Here is a 19,750-nt window from a genome sequence, read left to right on the forward strand (position 1 = left end):
ACACGATGCGCCAGTTAGTACCTACGAATACGTAAGCGGCAGTTGATAGCCCGCGGTATCAGGTCCGCCATCCACGACGTGATCCTGTCCGGTCAGTTCGGGATACTGCGGCGTGAGCGAAGAGGCGTGTGGTCGCGGAATGCCTCAATGGCGGCGGCAACTTCGAACGGTGTCGCTGCCTGTGCGATGTGGAGGAGATATGGGCTAGCGGTTGGGTGTCAGGCGAGCCACTGGAGACGAAGAATATGCACGGCACGGTCGCGTTCATCGATCATGAAAATCGCCTGCCCGGAGCCGGTCGGCCACATGAACACCCAGCATCGGACCGCGCCATCGGGGTTGTCAGGGTTCAGCGGCTCCCCGTTCCACGGAGCGACGCTCAAGGTTGCGCAGAGCTCGGCGAAGGCGTCGAGGGAGTCGACGGGTAAAGCCGCGATCTGGGAGACCACTTCCTCGTCGTGGACGATGCGGTACAAGGTCGTCAGCTGGCTTGCTGGCGTCGCTGCTCGATCAACGCCAACACGTCCTCCATCGAGCGGCCCGCGGGATTACCGCCGCTCGCTTCGATTTCGGCGGCCTTGGCGAGGACCCGGAAGTAGGCACCGGGGTCGCGGGCTTCATCGGCGGCGATGTAACGCCACTGGGTGAGGAACTTGTGCACACCGGTCAGAGATCGGGCATCCTTGGCTTGGTCCATGACCAAACCCCATTCGCGGTCGAAGACGGCGCGGAGGCTGGGGGTGAGGGACGCGCGCAGGGCCGCCGGGTCCGTGGGGGGCACCGCGGGACCGGAGGGGGCGGGGTGTTCGGCGGGGGCGGCCATGGGTTCACGATAGCCGGTGGTGGCGACAATGTCGCTGGTGTCGGCCTCCTATGGAGATCCCCCGACCCGTGGCTCCGGCGCAGTTGCAGCCGTGACCGAGGGTATCGATGTCGGTGGCGTCGAAGAGGTTGCCGACGCGGTGGTGGAGTTGTCGGACGGTCATCCTTGGTCCTCGTATGCGACAGCCGGCATGTCGGTCGTGGCCGCGGCACAAGTTGCCCAATGCTCGCCAAACCAGATGACCTGGTGCGTGGGGATGCCGTCGTATGGACAAGCAAGCCAACAGTGGAAGGAAACGTCATTGTTATCCGTCGAGTCCGCCACGGTTGGCGTCGTCGGTCGTAACATTGCATCTACCCTGCTTTGCCCCATACATCGTTGAACTGGTCCGGCGATATCACGAATGCCGAGAATTCTGGCTGCGCAGCAACGTCTTCGATTTCCCCCCACGGGGATTTCGCTTAATCCTACCTCGGCATTCTCGTTGGACCCGTCGGTGCGCAGCAAGCGCCCGTCTCGATACTGCTGAACCTTGCGCACTTCATATCCGTTATTGGCGATCTCGCTGAATATAATGACTGGCTCGGTGTCGAAATCGTGGTGCCAGATGATTTTCCAGTGTTTCATGTCTCATCGCTCTACATGGCTGACAGATAATTGCCGAGGTAGTCTTTGTGAGTTGCCTCGGTCTCTCACAGCGTAGTTTTGGACTGCGTGAGTCGCAATGTGGGATGAGGCCTATTAGGTTGCCCAATCACTCTTCGGCTATATTCCAGCCTGTTGTCTCAGCTACAGATTCGGTGGACGAGTTGATTTTGTCGGGTACTGGACGGCAAATCTCTCGGATTACTTCAAGTAGTTCTGGTGGCACACGATCTGAAGCCGTCAGTCCCGCGATCGCTTGCATTCAGTAAGGCAACCGCAATCCCTTCTTCTGCATCATTTCACCATAGGCCTTCTCCATAGAAGAAACCTGCTCCACAGCTTCCCTGATGCTGAATGCGGCATCATCGATGTTTCCGCGACTGAGTTCCGACTGAGCTCCCTTTAGAGTCTCGTTCAGGAGATGTAGGCTGTCTCCTTGTATTGTCAATGCTGGAAATCTCCTCCCCTCCCAGCTGATAAGAGAATAATCGCCCTGCGAATCTATTATTTTCGCTTCGTATTCCATTTGGTGCTTTCATTACCTCTCGTCCAAGGCGCAACATTTCATTTGGCACTGTTTCGATAGTCTTCCGCTACCTCTACGATATTGGGATCTTTGGACGTCGAGGCGCGATCTACAACTGCCCTCAGTAGATCCGACGCGTGTGCTTCGTCGAGAAGTTCGCAAACCCGTCGATACTCCCAATCTGTGATATCGTCTCGATCCAGTAGATTGTGCACGTGCGGATATAGTTGTTGGCTGAGCGCGTACTTTTCGAGGCGCATCAATGCTGCACGTGCAAGTCCGACATACTCGGGACTGCCCAGCGTTTCATCGAACAGCTCCGAGAAGAGTGAAGCTATGAGTGGCTTCGGTGCATCTTCCAGTGTGCGCAGAGCGGTTCTTCTGTATTTAGCACTCTTCAAGGCCGCGCGAAATTGAGTTGCCGCATCGGGTGAGGACCAGATTTCGTGCCTGAGGTGAAAGTGCTTTTGCTCCGTTTCGCGCAGTGCTTCCCATTCGGCATCGTCAACCATTTCACTCCTATTCTATTTTCCTGGCGTACTGCCGCAGAGTGGCGAACAGGTCTTGGATTAGAAAGTGTCCTGGGTTGCGTGGGGTAGATCGTACGGCTGCCAGCAGGCATGTCGATACGCGGAATCTCCAGGGCGACCCGCGACTCATAAACTCGGTCCGACTGCGGGCCTAACAGACACGGCGCCGAGTTGGAGATCTCTAATATTATTCTGGTCCACCAAGCGCGATTGACTTGTAGGACAGTGCCTTGTCTACGATCTGCTCTGATGTCAGGGGCGGAGTCGAGAAATCGTGGAAGATGTAGTCAATTATGTTGGGGTCGGCGACTGAGGCGTGTATCTGAGCGACCCATTGGTCTTCGATATCCTCGTTTTCGGCGTCACCTCGTCTCAGGTGCTCAATAAGTTCGACAAGCTGTTGCCGATTCAGTTTCTCCACGGCATCCTTGGGTAATGAGATACGGTCGCTGTTGCGGAATTGTTTCGGTATTCCGTTGGGGATGATGCGAGTTCTTGCGTACGATTTCCCAGGGATGATCGGTCGATATCCATGCGATCACACGCTCTATCTGTATTGTCGATGCCGTGCCGGAACTCTCTCAGGCTTCTTCTTATAATATGCAGGACCGCGTCTTACTCCGCAGGGTCGGTACGATCATGCTTCTCCTGCGCAATGCTGAAGTCGGCAGCTAGCGCGCTGACTCTAACGGGTGAGCGCTCATCGTCCAGGATAACCACGTTCAGCCTGTCTCCCACGGTCTGCGGTGGTGTATCAGCGAGCCAGTTTGGGTTCTTTGTATTGTCAAGGAATCCAATTAGGCCGCCTTCGAGTTCCACGTTGATCCCCCATGGCAGTATCTGCGCGACAATGGCACTGGATTCTCCGTGCAGCAGGCTAGCGGATCGCTCCAGGCTGTTATGCTCAGCATTCAACTAATAATCTCCACGGCGGAATCGAATAGCTCAGGCAAGCTTTGCCTCGTGTTTAGTAGTGTATTCTGTGCTATTTCGATAGCCTGGCGCTTCGCATGTGTGTGAGGGCGTCTCTTAGTCCGTTCGCGTTCGCTTCGTTTCCTAGTTTCCCCAGTCCCATCGCGTTGACGATAATTAGCACGCGATCGATAGAGTTTAGGTCAGTTGTCACAGAATTGTATCTATCGATTTCATCGAAGCTTGCGCGAAAGATCTTACGAATGTGACTACGCGCCTTTTGTTGTCCCTCGTCCCAACGGGTAAAGGGCCCATACATTGGGGTGGCAACTATCAGGTCAGGCCCTCCGTCGCCGCGAAGATTCTCCAGAGTCTGAGCATTGTCAAAATTGGGTGTTCCTCCATAGCGATCGTGCGCTAGGAAGGCGGGAAGAATCTGAGCATCACATCCAAATCCAACGTCAGGAAGGGTCCCAACTCTAAATTCAACACTATCGATATCTAGGAGGGCATCGCGCCAGGGTTTCAGCGAATCCTGAGAAGGGCCAGCCAGTGCCAGTTGCAATCTATCACTCTCAAACCGTAGGGCAGAATCCGCAGCCTCAGCCTCGGAAACTGGCTTCATCGTAGAATCTCCTTGAATCTACTCTCTCCCATCGGGCTTCTGTGTCAGGTCTGACGTCGCGGTGCCCAACTGCGTTGGTTCGGTGAGTCGGCGAACGCTCTCTACTCGTATACAAGTCCAGCGCAGAATAGCTGTGCAATAAATCGCCAGTTTATGTCATGTGGGACGGGCTCCGAATTCTTTTCATAGTATCCATCCATGTCATCGATCCATGCCGCTGCTGCTTCGATGAATCGCCCCGAATTGAGATTTTCGTATGCATTAGGATTTTGATCTACTGACGATGAAAGTTCGTTCAGGAATCTCACGAATGAAGTGCGATCGTACACGCCATCAGAGCCTAGCTCGGCCATATCTGACCTCCTGTTCCGCGGATCTTGATACTGGTGCCATCGGTCGTCGTTGTCATCTTAAAAGCGTCCCGAGCCACCTCGGCGGGCGTGGCCATAGTATATGGAACATGCGTGCCTGCCATTTGGAAGGCTACCAATCGTCTGTTGTCCAGCGTATATAGATGACCATCTTGTTCGAACAGTCTGATTGGTGGAATTGAGCCCACATCAACTCGTCCAGATTTTAGATCATCGGCAAGATCGAATACTGACCCGCCATCTCGGAACGACCCACTCACCGAATTCTGAGTAAACCGAACTGAATGTGGATCTATCGTCGTCGGCTGTCGACCGCTCGGAGAATCGCCTCTGTACGGTGTGAGCCCTAATGGGTCTATCCACGTGCTCGGATTGTGCGGGTAGATGTTTGGGTTAGGGGCCGGTGCAAGACCAAGCAAGTCCTGGGTGAGGTAGCGGCCTGTTGCGGGGTCGTAGATCCGATGGAGATTGTAATGTAGTCCGGTTTCTGGGTCGTGTATCTGCCCTGGGAATCGATAGGGTATGTCAGCATCGGGGTGCCAAGTGGTGACTCCCCAAAGGCTAATGCTTGCGGTCGCACCGATTTCGGTGGTGGTGGGATCTATTAAATCAATGGGAGTGCCGACTAGGTCAGAAATGATGGCGTAAAAGGCGCGATCGACTGATGGCTGGTCGGTGGTTTGGGTGATCGGCGTATGCGAGTCCGGCTTGTAGTTCCAGCGCATGGTGGACTCGGCGGTCGCTTGCTCGACGAGATGTGTTCCATCCCAGGTGTAATCGATGCGTTCGATGCCGGTGCCGTTGGTGGCGAGGTGCTGTTTTGAAGTCCGCCGACCGAGTGCGTCGTAGGTGTAGTGCCACCACTGGTGATCCGGCGTCCACACGTCGGTGAGTTGGTCGAAGGCGTCGTAGCGGTAGTGCCAGACGTCGGGTTTGCGGGAGAGACGGGTAGTTGTTTTTCGAGTGAGGCGGCCGGATTCGTCGTAGTGGTAGCGGGTGCGGCCGTTGCGGATGAGGAGGTTGTCGCGGAATTCGCGGCGGCAGTCGTCGGTGGCGGGTGTGTCTGTGGGGGTCTTTGCTGTGGTGGTAGGCGCACCGGGGGTGTAGCTGTCGGTGATGTTGCTGAGCGGGTCGTAGCTGTATTGCTCCGCGACATCACCGTTTCGAGTGAGGGTGGTGACGCGGCCGATCGGGTCGAGTTGGTAGTCGCGGTGGTCGGTGCCGATATCGGTGTGCGAGGTGTGGCTAGTGATGTATCCGTCTGGACGCCAGGCGTATTCGTCGGTGCGGAGCTGACGCGGTTCGGGCCGGGGGCTGGTGTCGAGGCCGAGGGTGGACAGGCGGGTTGGGAAGCCGGTGACGGTCTGATGGTGCAGGCGGCCGAGGGGGTCGTAGTCGTGGGTGATGGCGAGTTCGCCGATGGTCCATTCGGTGAGCTGCCCGGCGGGGTCGTGGGCGAAGCCGATGCTGTGGCCGTCGGTGTCGAGGCCGGTGGGGCGGCCGCACCAGTCCCAGCGCCAGCGGGTTTGCGCGCCGGTAGGGGTGGTGCGGAGGTCTCTTCTGCCCAGCGGGTCGTATTCGAACCGCATGGGCGTGCCCGCGTCTACGGTCTGGCTGCTCAGCTGTCCGCCGGGAGTGTAGGCGAAGTCGAGGGTGTGGATGGCGTCTTCGCCGGTGCCGCTGGTCGCGGTGAGCAGGCGGCCGAGGGGGTCGTGGGTGTAGCGGCGCCAGTCCCCGGAGTCGGCGGCGATTTCGGTGAGGCGGCCGAGGAGGTCGTAGCGGTGGTGGCGGGCGACGCCGGTGGCGGGGGTGACGGTGGCTACGCGGCCGGCGAGGTCGTGGGTGTAGGTCGTGGTGGCACCGTTGTAGTCGGTCTCCGAGGTCAGGCGGCCCGCGGGGTCGTAGCGGTAGTGCCAGGTGTGGCCGAGGGGGTTGGTTACCGCGGTCAGGCGGCGTTCGGTGTCGTAGGTGTAGCGGGTTACCGAGCCGTCGGGGTCGGTGCGGGCTACCGGCAGATCCCAACTGCCGTAGGTGAATCGGGTGATGCCGCCCGCGCGGTTGGTGTGGGTGAGTGGGTTGCCTTCGCCGTCGTAGGTCCACGACTCGTGGTGCCCGTCGGGGTCGAGGCGGCGGAGCAGTTTTCCTGCCGGGGACCACTGGTAGCGGGTGGTGTGGCCGAGCGGATCGGTGACCGCGATGGGGCGGCCGAATGCGTCGCGCTGGACGTGGGTGGTGGCACCAAGAGGGTCAGCCACTGTGACGGGGAGGCCTGCCGCGTCGACGGTGACGGCGGTGCGGGCGGTGTTCGGTTCGGTGATCGTCGCGACCGCGCCGTTGGAGTGATAGCCGTATTCGGTGCGGACCCCGCCGGGATCGGTGGTGGCGGTGAGGTTTCCGAGAGCGTCCCAGTCGCGGTGCTCGGTGCTGCCGTCGGGGTGGGTGATCGTTTCGGGGCGGTTGCGCCAGGCATAGTCGATGTCGATGGCTTGGCCATCGGGGCGGACGATGCGGGTGACGTCGCCGTCGGGGGAGTAGGTGTAGTGGGTGACCGTATTGTCGGGGGCGGTCACCCGCAGTGGTCGGCGGTCGGGGTTGTAGTCGATGCGGGTGTGCCCGCCGAGAGGGTCCATGAGGTCGCGGACCCGTAGGTCGTGGTCGAATCCTCGGGTGGTGACCGCGCCCTGGGAGTTGATGTGGCGGGTCAGGTGCCCGGAACCGTCGGGATAGTCGAGGTAGTCGAACCCGGCGTTGAGGATGCCGTCGGTGCCGTGCTGGAGGATCACGCGACCGGCACTGTCGTAGGTGTTGACCATCGAGGTGCCACGGGAATCGGTCCACGACAGCATGCGATCGCGTTCGTCGTAGGTGTAGCGGGTGGTGGCGCCGACCCCGTTGGTCACTGCCGTCAGATTGCCTGCCGCATAGTCGAATCGGCGGATCTCGGTCCTCGCTCCGTGGCCGCTGTCCGCGTGGGCGGCCGTATCGGGAAGGCCGGTGCGTGTATCGGGGGAGGCAGGGACTTCGACGTCGTCCCCGGATGTGCCGTCGACGACAGTCAGGGCGGTGATTCGGCCGACTGTCGGGTCGGTGGCGATCTCGACGCGATAGCCGCCGGTGTGGGTGATGGCGGTCGGTGCGCCATCGGCGTTGTAGTGGAAGCGGATTCGGTTGCGGTGCCGGTCGGTGATCGCCGAGATCGCATACACCCCGAGTCGCGCGTCGAGTCCGTCCAGAGCCGGTTCGGGGGCGAAATGCCAGACGATCTCGCGTTCGGGATCGGCGACACGGTAGGTGCCGATATCGGTGCGCACGCACGTGTACCGCACCCCACCGGCGAGCGGCTGCACCGCGGTGCCAGGGTCGGCATGCGGGTAGGCGAGCAGTAGTCCGTCCTCGCCGACGAAGGTCACCCGCTCGTCGTCGACGACCACACGCATATCCAATGTCGACGACCAGGTGGGGCCGAACCAGCGGCCCCACCGGTATTTCGAGCGATGCCGCCGCCGCAACACCAGGGGCAGCACCCCCGGCAGTGTGAGATCGGTTTCGGGGAGCAGGAATTCGCCGGTCGCCGCGTCGACCGGATCACCGCATTCCGCGACATCGCGAGCGGTTTGCGTGTTCGCGGGGTCGTTCGCCGCGTCGGCGACATCGCTGTTGGGATCGGCCGGGTCCGAAGGGGAATCCGAATCCGGTTGTCCGCCTTCGTTATTACGCTCCGGATCCGGGTCTCTGTTGTTCGAGTCATCTCGCTGTTCACCGTCATTGTCACGGTTGGAACTGTCGGTGTCGCGGTCTCCGGCACCGTCGCGATCACCGTTCGTATCTGAGTCGCGAGGAGGAGCCGATCCGCTATCAGGCTCCTGGCGTGGACCCGGCGCGGGGTCCTGGCGTGTCGTGTCCGGGCTGTCGGAGTGCGGACGAGTCGAGGGCCCGGCATCCATGGTGGTTCGTGGGGTAGTTCCGTCGCCGGGTTGTGGGCGCGGACCTACCGGAGTGCCCGGGGTCGGTCGAGCGCTCGGAGCGGGGGTTGTTCTCGGACTGTCGGGGGTGGCCGACGCGGGAGACGCTGGTCCTCGCGCGGCGGGGCTGTCCGCGCGGGTCGGCCCAGTGACCGGATCGGGGCGGGCGGCGGGCGCGGGTGCATCCCGCACCGGCGGTGCGGTAGCGGACGCGGGCTGCACGGCCGGTTCGTCCGCCCGCGGAGTGTGCTCCGGGGTCCGTGTGGGTGGGGGACCGGTGGTGTCGGTGCGCGCCGGCCCGTCGCCGGGTGTGCTGCCAGCGGGTTGGGTATGTGCTGGATCGGTGGTGCGCGGTTCGTCCGGGGTGGTGTCGGCGTCGGCGCGTGCCGGTGCGAGCGGCGAATCACCGGCCGGCCGGGTCGCGGGTGGGTCGGAGTCCGGACGTGTGCTCGGCGTCGCTGGTTCGTCGGCCCGTGCCGGTCCGTTCGTGGTGTCGTTCGGGCGTTGTACCGGCGCTTCGGGGGTCTCGTCGGGACGGGTCGGCGGGGTGTAGGTGTCTCGTTGCGGATCGGGTGGGTCGGAATCCGGCCGTGGCCCTGGGGTGTTCGTGTCGTCGAACCGTACTGGCGTGAGCGAAGGGTCGTCCGGTCGTTGCGCCGGTGCTTCGGGAGTCGGTTCGGGACGTGGTGCGGGTGCGTCCGTATCAGGACGCGACGGCGTATCGGAGACGTCGAGTTGCCCGCCGTCGTCGTTGTGTTCACGGCCGCTGGGCTGCTCGCGTGCGGGCGCGGGCGAATCCTGTGGGGCGGCTTGCACATTCGGGTCCGGACGCGCCGCTTCCGGGGCAGCCCCCGCACCCCGGTCCGGTGCCGGAGCATCGACATCGCGTTGGGGCTGCTCGTCAGGGCCTGTCGTATCCCGTTGCGGTGCATCGGTATCGACGTCGGAGCGGGCGGGTGGGGTGGATCCCTCGGGCACTGAGCGGTCGACGTCGGGGGTGACACGGCCCGGGGTGCCCAGGTTCGGGCGTCCGGAGGGAGCGAGGTTGTCAATCTTGTTCAGCAGCGATACGGGTTTGGCGGTGAGGCCGACGCCGCCGGTCGAAACGGCGGTCACCGCGTCGAAGGTCAACGCGCCGAGTGCCTCGAACGGGTTGGCCTTCGCGTCGTCGATCATCGCGTCGACCACCGGTCCCGGGTCTGCGGCGGTGACCGCCAGGTTCCCGGCCAGGTTCGACATGTTCTCGAGGTATTCGCCCGGATGGGTGAGGTTGTAGGTGTCGGTGGGGTTGAGTTGGCGGACGAACTGCACCAGCCCCGACCCTGCGGTCAGGAATCCGTCGGTGAAGCTCAGTTGGGCGTATTCGCCGATCTGCAATGCGTCGTCGAGGTTCGCGCCCATACGCGAGACGAACGGCGGTTCTTCCGGTGCCAACGCTTTGGCCGCCACCAACGAGGAGACCGTTTGCGCGGCGGCGGTGTCCCGGTTGCCCCGTGCTCGGGTCAGGATGTCGCGCGCCGCCTGGAACTTCGGCGTCCAGGTGTCGGTGACCTTGGCGGTTTCCTTCTGCTCATCGGTCAGCGAATTCCACCACTGCAGTACCCGGCGGCGCTCGGCGACCGCGGCGTTCCATTCCGTGATCGCGTCCGCGGCCAAACCCTGGGCCGCCGATACCGCCGCCGACCAAGCGTCCAGGGCGTTCTTCGCGTCGGTGAACGCGTCCGCGGCCTCGGTCCACTTGCCCGGTTGCGGTGTGAACCCGACCTGAAAACCGTCCGCGCCCAGACCCTCCCACTCCTCGATGTTCCCGACCGAGCGCAACCCCTCTCCGGTCTGATCGGCGGCGGTCGACAGCTTTCCCAAACTGGTGCCGGACTCGGTGATCGCCGACGGTTCCCCGCGGATCAGCTCCTTCGGATCCTCGGTCTCACCGAGTTCGCGTTCTTCGACCTGCCCACCCAGCGCCGAGGACACCTGGTCACCCAGATCGTCGAGATACTCGCCATAGGAATCCAATCCGACGCCGCGCGCTACATCGGCACCGACATCGAGTACGTCGTCGACGAACTCTCCCACCTTCGCGGTGGCCGATTCGACCGCGTTCTCGACGGCCCCGCCTATTTGATTGGCTTTGTCCTCGAGCCAGTCCCCGATCCCCACCTGAAGCCTTACTCCCCTTGACTGCCTTGCGGATTCAACAATGGCGCGTACTTCTGCTGGATCGCTTCGACCTGCGCGGCGGCACCGGTATTCCAGCCCGGCGCGGGCTGCCCATCGGAATCGGTGAGCAGTGCCGCAGGATTCCCCGCATTCAAATTCGCCAACGCCTGCGGGCCGACCGCTGCGACGATCTCGGAATTCATCTGCGACACCAGCGCGGCCCGATCGAACGATTCCCGGCTGTAATCGGCGTTGCGAATATGATTGAAGGGGTTGTCGGAGAAGGTATCGCCCCAGTCGCGTGCGGCCACCTCGTCACGAGTGAGATGCGGATTGCCCGCCAGGTTGGTCCACAACACCTTGAACATTTCCTCGGCCTTGGCATCCATCGCCTGGTAGCGACCCGCGCTCAGCCCCAACGCCCGCGCTATCTCATTGCCCGCCTGCACCAGCGCCCGCACGCCCCACGACCACCGCTCGGTGTAGGACTCGAACTCCGTCTGCACCGAAGCCTTACCCGCCTCCAACGCCGACAGCGCCAGCAATGACAACCCGCGCCCGGAAGCGGCGGTCTCCTTGATCCCCACCTCCGCCAACGCGTCGATCATGCCCGTGATGCCTTTGGCCGTCTGCTCCAACGCGGCCGGATCGACCCGCAACCCGTCAACCGACACTGCCAGCCTCCCCCATCAGGAATTCCACACCGAACTGAACTCGACCATGCCTACATCCGGTACGTGATCCGAAGCGGGGCAACCTCTTCCCACTGCGGATGTTTCGCGGCGGTCGGCACCGGACGGTTATCTTGCGCGAGTTGCCCCAGCAGGCGGGCGGCTTCGGTTTCGGCTTTCTCCCGTGCCTTGCGATGGCATTGGGAAATGACGGCAGCGAGCCGGGCGGCGTCGGAACTCATCGCGGCGTCGGAAATCCGCAAGTCCGTGATCGTCCCGTACGCATCGGTTTCGACTTCTACCAGCCCTCGCGATTCCTGCGCTCGACCACGCACTGCCGACATCGCCTCATCGACCTGCCGGGCGCGGGCGCCCTGCGATTCCGCATTCATGCGCGCTACCCCCTCGCCTGCTCCCCGGGAAACGCGGCCCCGAAGTGCCGCCCAACCGTCTGCCCGATGCTAACCGCGAGCCCGGGGGTCGACAACTCACGACACCGCCGAAATCCCACGACGTAGCGGGACTCACAGGAACGCCTACGCCCCGGCCGCAGCGTCGGAAGCCTCGGTCACGGTGGGTGGAAAGGCCATCGGCGCTGGACCGGTGATATCCACCGTCACCCCGGTCGGTTTCACACACCCTGCCGCGTAATCGGCCAGCCGCCATCCGCTCAACGTGTGATAGGGGTACTCGTCGGCAGTATCGAGCTCACCGCGCCGCGACAACCATCGGGCATACGGCTCCACGCCGGTGAACGCGCAGATCCATTCCACCCCACCGAATTCCGAAATACGGATCCGGTTACCTTCGGCCAGCGGCACCAGCAGCACCGCCGCCCGGAATGCCGCTTCCAATGCGGTCGGATCGCCGAAACCCGTATAGAAGGCGTCGATCTCCGCACGTAATGTTCCGATTTCCGGGCCGAGTTCGACCACACTTCCCCCTTCGGGCCATCCGCCGCGTCCCTGCTCCGGAGCATAGCGGAGGGCAACGGGCCGGAAACTCTCGTGGCACGGTGCGGAACGACCCGCGGGTGCGCCGGATCGGGTGGGTAGTTCTCGTCGCTAGTCGCCGTGTGCCTCGAGATCGTCGAGCATCTCTGTGGCCCACGTTGTTTCGATGGCGTCGGGGCCGACGACCTGCATGGCCGCCATGACGGTCATGAGCATGCCGGTGGCCATGAAGCGGCGGACTTCGCTGACCGGGGCGCCGGTGGTTTCGCGGATCATGTTGTACATATGGCCGTAACGGTCGCGGACATCGGGGCCGATGGCGGGGTCGCTGGCGGCGGAGAAGCCGTGGAGCAGGACCAGGAGTAGGTCGCGGTCGGCCAGGAAGATCTTGTAGGCGTGGCCCATGGCCGGGAGGATCTCGTCCGGATCGGTGGTGGCGGCCTCGGCGGCGGCCGTGCGGAAGACCTCCTCGATGCGATCGCAGACGCGGTGCAGTGTCGCGAGGAACAGCTGCTGTTTGGATTGGAACAGCCGAATGACGTACGGCTGGGAGACTCCGGCGCGGCGGGCGATCTCATCGGTTTTGGTTGCGGCGTAACCGGATTCGGCGAAGGCGGACACCGCCGCGGTCAGTACCTCCTCCATGCGTTCGCTTGCCTTCATGCGTGCCCGGGTCATGCGCTCATCCTCCTCGTCTCGTTCGGTATTGACATGTTATCAGTGGATGCATACTCTTCTGGCATCAAGTTATCAGTCGATAACAACAAGTTGAGACGTCGAAGGATCAGAGCATGACCTCCACCCTCACCGCCGCGGCTACGGCCGCAGCGAAACCCCGTCCCCTCGGGGCCGTACTGGCCGCTGTCGGCATCCCCATGTTCATGGTGACGCTCGACAACCTCGTAGTGACGAACGCGCTGCCGGTCATCAAGGCCGAGATGGGCGCATCGCTGGCCGATCTGCAATGGTTCGTGAACGCCTACACACTCGCGTTCGCCTCGCTGATCCTGACCGCCTCCGCCCTCGGCGACCGGTTGGGGCGGCGCCGGATGTTCCTGGCGGGCATCGCTGTCTTCACCGTGGCCTCGGCGGCGTGTGCACTGGCTACCGAGCCGTGGATGTTGATCGCGGCACGTGCTGTACAGGGCTTCGGTGCGGCGGCGGTGCTCCCGCTGTCCTTACCTCTGCTCGCGGCCGCCGTGCCGGAGAAGATGCGCAGCGCCGCCATCGGCATCTGGGGCGGTATCGCCGGCCTCGGTGTAGCGCTCGGTCCGGTGGTGGGCGGTGCGGTCGTCGATGGGCTGAGCTGGCAGTGGATCTTCTGGATCAATGTGCCGATCGGCATTGCCGCGATTCCGCTGGCGGCGCGGGTGCTCGGTGAATCCTTCGGCGGTGCACGGCGATTGGACATTCTCGGCCTGCTGCTGTCGGCAGGTGGCGTACTCGCGGTGGTGTGGGGTGTGATTCACGGTGCCGAGGACGGATGGACCACCGGCCCGGTGCTCACCGGACTGATCGGTGGTGTGGCGCTGCTGGCCGTCTTCATCGGTTGGGAGCGGCGTGCCGCGGATCCCATGCTGCCGTTGCGGCTGTACCGGGTGCGCGCGTTCGGTGCGATCAACACGGTGATGTTCACCTTCTCGGTGGGTGTCTTCGGCGCGATCTTCCTGCTGGCGCAGTTCTTCCAGGTGGTGCAGGGGTATTCACCGTTCGAAGCGGGTGTGCGGACGCTGCCGTGGACCTTGGCCCCGATGGTGGTCGCCCCGCTCGCCGGTCTCATCGTCGACAGGGTGGGCCCGCGCCTACTGGTCACCGTCGGGCAGGTGCTGCTCGCGATCGCGCTGGGCTGGATGGCATTCATCACCAGTATCGACGTGTCCTACGGTTCCTTCGTACTTCCCTTCGTGCTGGGTGGTATCGGCATGGGGCTGACCTTCGCGCCGTCTGCCACGGTGGTCATGTCCAGTGCGTCCCCGGCCGATCAGGGCATGGCCTCGGGAACCAACAGCACCATCCGTGAGGTCGGTGTGGCCATGGGCGTCGCGGTGCTGGCGTCGGTGTTCGCCTCGCACGGCTCCTATGTCTCCCCGCAGTCCTACGTGGACGGCCTGGTGCCCGCGGTGTGGGTGGGTGCTGTCGTGGTCGCCAGCGGGGCGCTGGTGGCGTTGCTGCTGCCCGGCCGCGAGACGAACGTCGCGCATGCCGAAATAGAAAGCCCCGCAACAGTGTCCGCGCGTTGACATAGATCTGCTCGAGCGCCTGGAGATTCATCATGTTCCAAACCCTCGCCCTGCTGATCATCCCGACCCTGTGTTTCCGGCTGCTGGGTGCGCTCGGCGTCACCCGCTTGGCTACCTGGCAGGTGTCGTTCGCACACGGTCTGGCGGTCCTGGTGTTGTTCACCGGCGCCTCGCACTTCCTGCCCGATTCCGTCGAGGCCGCCCCGAGCCACGACGATCTGACCGCCATGGTCCCGTCGTTCGTGCCCTTCCCCGACTTCATGGTCTACCTGACCGGGGTCTTGGAGCTGCTCGGCGCGGTGGGGCTGATCCTGAACCGCACCCGCCCGCTCGCGGGCATCGGTCTCGCGGTGCTGTTCGTGCTGATGTTCCCCGCGAATATCTATGCGGCCGTAGAAGATATCCCGCTCAACGGTGAGGCTCCCACACCGCTGTGGTTTCGCCTGCCGGAGCAGATCGTGTTCATCGCGGTCGCCCTCTGGGCGGCGGGGGTGCCGATGCAGACGGCCGTCAGTGCTCGGCTGCGCTCGCTCGTGCCTGCTCGATCTCGTTGATATGCAGCTCGGCCCAGTGTCGCAGCGCCGAAATCGGTTCTGCGAGACTGCGGCCGAGCTCTGTCAGTTCGTACTCCACTCGCGGCGGGATGGTGGGATGCACTGTGCGCGTGAGAAAGCCGTCGCTCTCCAGGCTCCGCAGGGTCTGAGTGAGCATCTTCTGCGATACGCCGCCGATGCGACGGCTCAGATCGGTGTAACGCATGACGCCCTGCTCCATGAGCGCATCGACGACGAGGACCGTCCACTTGCCCGCGATGTGATCGAGCACCTGACGCGTCGGGCATTTGGCGGAGTAGCAGTCGGCGGCCAGTCCGGAGGATTCGACGGTGGTCACCTCATCGAGAGTAACGCACCAATTAGTGCCTACTTCCGATAAGTGCCTCACTCTCCAATAGTGAGTGACATGAATACGATGTCTGTCGCCGAAGCGATCCGCACCCGCCGCACCGTTCGCCACTACCTTCCGACCGAGGTCTCCGCCGCCCACCTCAACGCCCTGCTGGAATTGGCCATGGAGGCCCCTCCAGTTGGAATCTCCAGGACCGCTCCATAGTCGCGGTTACCGATCCCGAGGTCCGCGAGGGCCTCACCCGGGCGACAGGCGGTCAACCCCAGCCCCGGGAAGCGCCGGTCATGCTGGTCTTCGTCGCCGAACCCCATGCCTGGCAACAGGACCGGTCCGACATCTATGACCAGGCCCGCGCCAACCAGGCCTGGAACGAGGAATTCATCACCGGATTCTCCGCTGCCGCAACGCAATTCCAACAGTCACTCGCCGAACGCGACCTCCTCCGCGAATACGCCGTGAAGGACGCGATGATCGCCGCCAGCTACGTCATGCTCGCAGCCACCGAACTCGGCCTGGCCACCTCACCCATGAACGGCTGGGACGAGGCCGAAGTCAAAAAGGTCATCGGCATCGACAATCGCGACGACCTGGCCATCGCCCTCCTGATGTCCATCGGCCACCCCGCCGAACAACGCCACCACCCCGGCCGCCGCCCCCTGTGCCATACCGTCTTCCGCGACAGGTACCTGGCTGCGTGACGGCATGGTCACCGTGCGGCGGCGACCCCGTGGGAGATGGCCAAGGTAATCAGATAGAGCACCGCAGGTGGCCCGAGGATGACCACAGCGCCGAACAGGAGATAGGGCCACAAAGGAGCTGCCAGCGCGATGAGGATGCCGATTCCACACCTCCTGGCAACACCGCCGAACCAGATCATCGCCAGAGGTATCGCGATCTCCGGCACCAGCCACCAGCCCAACCGCGGATGGATACCGCTGTCATGGAAGTTGACCGAGAGCACGATCAGGGCAGCGGCCGTCAATATGCCGACATACCCGACCCATTCGCCGAGAAAGGCGCGGATACGTTGCAGTCGCGTGCCACCGCCCACGAATCCGCGATCCCACAATGTCCGCGTCCCGGAAAGCAGTGCAATGGGAAGCCAGAATGCCCAGGCCCCGAAAACAGCTGCCACCTTGTCAGCCTGATGACTCGCTGCCAGTCCGATCATCAACGCCGTACCCGCGACACCGATGCCGAGAGATATCAAGGTGTAGGGCGAAGGTTTGACCGTCGACGACTGGCTGGGGCGAGGCTGAGGTGAGAGCTGATCGGCAGGCATGGGGTCCTCGGAAGGTAGTGGAGGGTCTACGCGGTCGGTAGTTCACTGGGATGCCGAGAAACGGTTGGCGGAGTGTTGGGGTTACCGAGCGGTGTCCCCGGCACATCCACCTTGACGTCGTACAGAGAATTCCAGCCCTTCCATTTGTCGTCATCGAGAGCTTGTCCGCCCGAGCCGATCTCGTGATGGCCCTGCAGATTGATCGATGGACCGAAGCTGGAACCCGTACCCAGGCCAGTTGGTGGGTCTACCGCGATCTCGCGGTTTCCTTGTGCAATGGAGGTCTGATACGCCTCGAGCCATGGGTAGTTCGTGCGAGTGCCGTCGATCCTGACACCGTTTTCAGTCGGAGTGAACACCAGATCGCCGTTCACCGACCAACCGAATTCTCGCATCGGTCCGCCCATACCAATGGGATCGGCGGCATCGTATTTGATGCGTACCGATCCGTCTGTCGCCTGTACAACCGTCGCCTCGGGCCTGCCCACTTCGACATGGCTTCCGCTGCCATCGGCTTCCTGCACTACGGACGGGTTCTGCCGAAACACCACAATGCCGTTTTCGTAGTCCACATAGGTGGCTACACGGGTGTGTTCGGGATCGAAGTTCGGGTCGGCCGTTCGATTGTCACCCTTATTTCTCCCGAAGGCATTTTTCGACGATGGGTCGACGACATCCCGTTCCTGGATGTACTGGCCGGTGCGGACGACACCCTGGCCGGGTACCGGCTTGATCCGCGCCACCACGATATTGGGCGGAACGCCTTGGTATTTGGGGTCGTAGCTGTTGGGATTCAGGGCGTTGGCCGTCGCTCGGTCGACATCGGTGACGGGCGGGTGGCCGAACATCTTCTCGAAGGCGGCCGACGAAGCCACGGTTCGAGGATCTGAGCTGTCCGGGGCGGGGATCGCCGTGCCGGGGATGGTCGGTGCATCGACCCCATCGCCGAAATTGCTACCCGCATCGCGGACCTGCTGGGCTGCGGTGCGGATAGCCTGGTCGAATTGGGCTGCGGCGTCACGGAGACTGTAGAAGGCGGCGTTGATGAGGCCCTGGTGGGCGGTGACACGGTCGGTGATTGTGCGGCGGTCGTCGTCGGTGGCGTTCGGGGGATAGGTGGCGATGACTTTCCATACGTCGCTGACCTCGAGGGTCTCGCCAGCGATGGCGGACCGGGGGTCCTCGGCGTCGGCGACCTTGCCCAAGAGAACGCTCTGCTCATCGGCGAGGCGTCCGGCGGCGTGGTTGAGAAGGTCCGCCAGGTCGGTGACTTCCTCGTTGATTTTCCGGGCTTGCCAATGGTCTTCACCGATGCGGTTGTAGGCGGCGGCATACGCCTGGCCTGCCCACGCGCCATTCAGGTCGGCGAAATGTCTCGGGCCTCGATCGATCTGGTCGGCGTAGGTGGTGTTGCCGCCGCCGACCGCCCCGGCTAGATCTGACAGGGCACCGGTATTCCAGGCGGCGACGTTCGTTCGGGTCAGAGCCCAACCGGTCATCAGCGACCACCGGTGCGGAAATCCAGGCCGTCGAGACGGTGACGGAAAGTGTCGTCGGTCGCGGCGACATCTGCTGCGACCGCGGTCATGGCCGTCGATACCTGCTCGACTCGCTGCGAGACTCGCCACCATGCGCCCTCCGTGTATTCGGTGGCCTGTGCGCAGGCCGCACCGAGAGGTGTTCCGGGCAATGCTGCGGCAATCGATTGGGCGGCGGTGCGGACGTCGATCGCGTCAATCTGGGCCGCCACCTCGCCGAGGGTCTTCGCGAGTGCGTTGATCTGGTCGATATCGGCCTGGAATAGAGCCACGAATCCCCCCCTTCGCGGTGGATTGTCACGAGTATTCGAAGCGTCACCATAGCCGTTGGGTATGCGCTGCAAGTTAGCTGGTCAGGTCGGCGCGGGGGTGTCGACGGGCGGTCTCGAGGGTGCTGACTGTCGCTGCCGTGCCTACGCGGGGGAAATGGATGTGAACCGGGCTGAGTGCATCGCCTACGATTCGACCAGCAAGAATGAATGATGGGCAGCCGCCCTACTCGTACCAGTCAGGGGAGAGACGACCATCGTGGCCGACGAAATCGACCGTGCCGAGCAGACCGCGGCGTTGAGCGAGGAATCGCTCACCGCTGCCGCGGAAGCAGCCGAGAAGGCGTTCGCGGCGGCCGCTGACCTGGATGCGCTGGCGGTGGCGAAGACCGAGTACATGGGCGGGAAGTCGCCTATCGCGCTGGCGCAGCGGTCGCTGGGCACGCTGCCCAAGAATGAGAAGGCCGATGCCGGTAAGCGCGTGAATGTGGCGCGGCAGCGGGTGTCGCAGGCGTTCGAGGAGCGGCAGCGGGTGCTGCTGGCCGAGCGGGACGCCGCGGTACTGGTGGCCGAGGCCATCGATGTGACGCTGCCCGCGCGGCGGGCCGCGGTGGGGGCCCGCCATCCGATCGAGGTGCTGTCCGAGCGGGTCGCCGATGTCTTCGTGGCCATGGGCTGGGAGGTCGCCGAAGGTCCCGAGGTCGAGACCGAGCACTTCAACTTCGATGCCCTGAACTTCCTGCCGGACCATCCGGCGCGCACCATGCAGGACACCTTCCATATCGCGCCGGAGGGTTCGCGACAGGTGCTGCGCACTCACACCTCGCCGGTGCAGGTGCGGTCCATGCTGTCGCGCGAACTGCCCATCTATGTGGTGTGCCCGGGGCGTACCTTCCGCACCGATGAACTCGATGCCACGCACACCCCGGTGTTCTCGCAGGTCGAGGGTCTGGCCGTCGATAAGGGCCTGACTATGGCGCACCTCAAGGGCACCCTGGACGCTTTCGCGCGGGCGCTGTTCGGCCCGAACACGACCACCCGGATGCGGCCGTCGTTCTTCCCCTTCACCGAACCGTCCGCCGAGGTGGACGTGTGGTTCGAGGATAAGAAGGGTGGCCCGGGCTGGGTCGAGTGGGGCGGCTGCGGCATGGTGAACCCGAAGGTGCTCATCGCCTCCGGTATCGACCCCGAGGTGTACACCGGTTTCGCGTTCGGCATGGGTCTGGAGCGGACCCTGCAGTTCCGCAACGGCCTGCCGGATATGCGCGACATCGTCGAGGGCGACGTGCGATTCACGCTGCCCTTCGGCATCCAGTCCTGACTCGAACCCAACACCG

18 protein-coding genes and 1 pseudogene are annotated in these 19,750 nt (G+C 63.3%); 4 read left to right on the forward strand and 15 right to left on the reverse strand.

Features of this window, described 5'->3' with window-relative positions; all coding sequences use genetic code 11:
• Positions 1-218: 218 nt before the first annotated feature.
• From NU1_RS35160 to NU1_RS35200, 11 genes are all read right to left on the reverse strand, one after another.
• Complete coding sequence (locus tag NU1_RS35160; protein ID WP_067528352.1) at positions 219-476, reverse strand: hypothetical protein; 258 nt, start codon at positions 474-476, stop codon at positions 219-221.
• A 5-nt stretch (positions 477-481) separates the two neighbouring features.
• Complete coding sequence (locus NU1_RS41995; RefSeq protein WP_067528354.1) at positions 482-823, reverse strand: DUF6247 family protein; 342 nt, start codon at positions 821-823, stop codon at positions 482-484.
• A gap of 159 nt (positions 824-982) precedes the next feature.
• The gene (locus NU1_RS42890) at positions 983-1,450 is read right to left on the reverse strand and encodes a DUF6881 domain-containing protein (RefSeq protein WP_212762202.1); all 468 of its coding nucleotides are present in this window, start codon (positions 1,448-1,450) and stop codon (positions 983-985) included.
• A gap of 280 nt (positions 1,451-1,730) precedes the next feature.
• Entirely contained in the window at positions 1,731-1,994 is a 264-nt protein-coding gene (locus tag NU1_RS35170) for a DUF6959 family protein (RefSeq protein WP_067528356.1), read from the reverse strand.
• 38 nt (positions 1,995-2,032) lie between these two features.
• Positions 2,033-2,506, reverse strand: a complete 474-nt coding sequence (locus NU1_RS42000) for a hypothetical protein (protein ID WP_157553447.1) — start codon at positions 2,504-2,506, stop codon at positions 2,033-2,035.
• 1,656 nt (positions 2,507-4,162) lie between these two features.
• A complete protein-coding gene (locus tag NU1_RS44505; RefSeq protein ID WP_443093790.1) occupies positions 4,163-4,414 on the reverse strand; it encodes a DUF7660 family protein in 252 nt (83 codons plus the stop codon).
• The gene (locus NU1_RS35180) at positions 4,402-10,554 is read right to left on the reverse strand and encodes a putative T7SS-secreted protein (RefSeq protein WP_067528358.1); all 6,153 of its coding nucleotides are present in this window, start codon (positions 10,552-10,554) and stop codon (positions 4,402-4,404) included. The genes NU1_RS44505 and NU1_RS35180 overlap by 13 nt, the downstream gene beginning before the upstream one ends.
• Before the next feature lie 8 nt (positions 10,555-10,562).
• Positions 10,563-11,228: a hypothetical protein gene (locus NU1_RS35185; RefSeq protein WP_084522105.1), complete on the reverse strand. Its 666-nt coding sequence runs from the start codon at positions 11,226-11,228 to the stop codon at positions 10,563-10,565.
• 50 nt (positions 11,229-11,278) lie between these two features.
• The gene (locus tag NU1_RS35190) at positions 11,279-11,617 is read right to left on the reverse strand and encodes a YbaB/EbfC family nucleoid-associated protein (RefSeq protein WP_067528360.1); all 339 of its coding nucleotides are present in this window, start codon (positions 11,615-11,617) and stop codon (positions 11,279-11,281) included.
• 144 nt (positions 11,618-11,761) lie between these two features.
• A complete protein-coding gene (locus NU1_RS35195) occupies positions 11,762-12,160 on the reverse strand; it encodes a hypothetical protein (protein ID WP_067528362.1) in 399 nt (132 codons plus the stop codon).
• Positions 12,161-12,289: 129 nt separating this feature from the next.
• Entirely contained in the window at positions 12,290-12,856 is a 567-nt protein-coding gene (locus tag NU1_RS35200; protein ID WP_067528364.1) for a TetR/AcrR family transcriptional regulator, read from the reverse strand.
• 113 nt (positions 12,857-12,969) lie between these two features.
• Here NU1_RS35200 and NU1_RS35205 point away from each other — a divergent pair, with 113 nt between their 5' ends.
• Both NU1_RS35205 and NU1_RS35210 read left to right on the forward strand, forming a co-directional pair.
• Complete coding sequence (locus NU1_RS35205) at positions 12,970-14,418, forward strand: DHA2 family efflux MFS transporter permease subunit (RefSeq protein WP_067528366.1); 1,449 nt, start codon at positions 12,970-12,972, stop codon at positions 14,416-14,418.
• A gap of 32 nt (positions 14,419-14,450) precedes the next feature.
• Positions 14,451-14,972: a DoxX family protein gene (locus NU1_RS35210; RefSeq protein WP_067528368.1), complete on the forward strand. Its 522-nt coding sequence runs from the start codon at positions 14,451-14,453 to the stop codon at positions 14,970-14,972.
• Here NU1_RS35210 and NU1_RS35215 read toward each other — a convergent pair.
• Complete coding sequence (locus tag NU1_RS35215; RefSeq protein ID WP_084522106.1) at positions 14,929-15,309, reverse strand: winged helix-turn-helix transcriptional regulator; 381 nt, start codon at positions 15,307-15,309, stop codon at positions 14,929-14,931. The genes NU1_RS35210 and NU1_RS35215 overlap by 44 nt on opposite strands.
• 78 nt (positions 15,310-15,387) lie before the next feature.
• Between NU1_RS35215 and NU1_RS35220 the strand changes: the two are divergent.
• Positions 15,388-16,022, forward strand: a pseudogene (locus tag NU1_RS35220) (nitroreductase family protein).
• An 8-nt stretch (positions 16,023-16,030) separates the two neighbouring features.
• On the opposite strand, the gene NU1_RS35225 reads toward NU1_RS35220, so the two are convergent.
• The 3 genes from NU1_RS35225 to NU1_RS35235 are packed head-to-tail and all read right to left on the reverse strand — an operon-like array spanning position 16,031 to position 18,416.
• Entirely contained in the window at positions 16,031-16,606 is a 576-nt protein-coding gene (locus NU1_RS35225) for a hypothetical protein (RefSeq protein WP_157553449.1), read from the reverse strand.
• A 26-nt stretch (positions 16,607-16,632) separates the two neighbouring features.
• On the reverse strand, positions 16,633-18,105 hold the full coding sequence (locus tag NU1_RS35230) for a hypothetical protein (protein WP_067528372.1): 1,473 nt from the start codon (positions 18,103-18,105) through the stop codon (positions 16,633-16,635).
• On the reverse strand, positions 18,105-18,416 hold the full coding sequence (locus tag NU1_RS35235; protein WP_067528374.1) for a hypothetical protein: 312 nt from the start codon (positions 18,414-18,416) through the stop codon (positions 18,105-18,107). The genes NU1_RS35230 and NU1_RS35235 overlap by 1 nt, the downstream gene beginning before the upstream one ends.
• 256 nt (positions 18,417-18,672) lie before the next feature.
• Between NU1_RS35235 and pheS the strand changes: the two genes are divergently transcribed.
• On the forward strand, positions 18,673-19,734 hold the full coding sequence (gene pheS / locus NU1_RS35240; RefSeq protein ID WP_067528376.1) for a phenylalanine--tRNA ligase subunit alpha: 1,062 nt from the start codon (positions 18,673-18,675) through the stop codon (positions 19,732-19,734).
• The last annotated feature ends 16 nt before the right edge of the window (positions 19,735-19,750 follow it).

Source organism: Nocardia uniformis NBRC 13702, assembly GCF_001613345.1.
Classification (GTDB): Bacteria; Actinomycetota; Actinomycetes; order Mycobacteriales; family Mycobacteriaceae; genus Nocardia; species Nocardia uniformis.

Bases quoted from the DNA above. Each gene is read 5' to 3' on its own strand.
- NU1_RS35170 (WP_067528356.1), bottom strand. From the start codon at position 1,994: ATGGAATACGAAGCGAAAATAATAGATTCGCAGGGCGATTATTCTCTT.
- NU1_RS35190 (WP_067528360.1), bottom strand. From the start codon at position 11,617: ATGAATGCGGAATCGCAGGGCGCCCGCGCCCGGCAGGTCGATGAGGCG.
- NU1_RS35210 (WP_067528368.1), top strand. From the start codon at position 14,451: ATGTTCCAAACCCTCGCCCTGCTGATCATCCCGACCCTGTGTTTCCGG.
- NU1_RS42890 (WP_212762202.1), bottom strand. From the start codon at position 1,450: ATGAAACACTGGAAAATCATCTGGCACCACGATTTCGACACCGAGCCA.
- NU1_RS35205 (WP_067528366.1), top strand. From the start codon at position 12,970: ATGACCTCCACCCTCACCGCCGCGGCTACGGCCGCAGCGAAACCCCGT.
- NU1_RS42000 (WP_157553447.1), bottom strand. From the start codon at position 2,506: ATGGTTGACGATGCCGAATGGGAAGCACTGCGCGAAACGGAGCAAAAG.
- NU1_RS35230 (WP_067528372.1), bottom strand. From the start codon at position 18,105: ATGACCGGTTGGGCTCTGACCCGAACGAACGTCGCCGCCTGGAATACC.
- NU1_RS41995 (WP_067528354.1), bottom strand. From the start codon at position 823: ATGGCCGCCCCCGCCGAACACCCCGCCCCCTCCGGTCCCGCGGTGCCC.
- NU1_RS35200 (WP_067528364.1), bottom strand. From the start codon at position 12,856: ATGACCCGGGCACGCATGAAGGCAAGCGAACGCATGGAGGAGGTACTG.
- NU1_RS44505 (WP_443093790.1), bottom strand. From the start codon at position 4,414: ATGGCCGAGCTAGGCTCTGATGGCGTGTACGATCGCACTTCATTCGTG.
- NU1_RS35225 (WP_157553449.1), bottom strand. From the start codon at position 16,606: ATGCCTGCCGATCAGCTCTCACCTCAGCCTCGCCCCAGCCAGTCGTCG.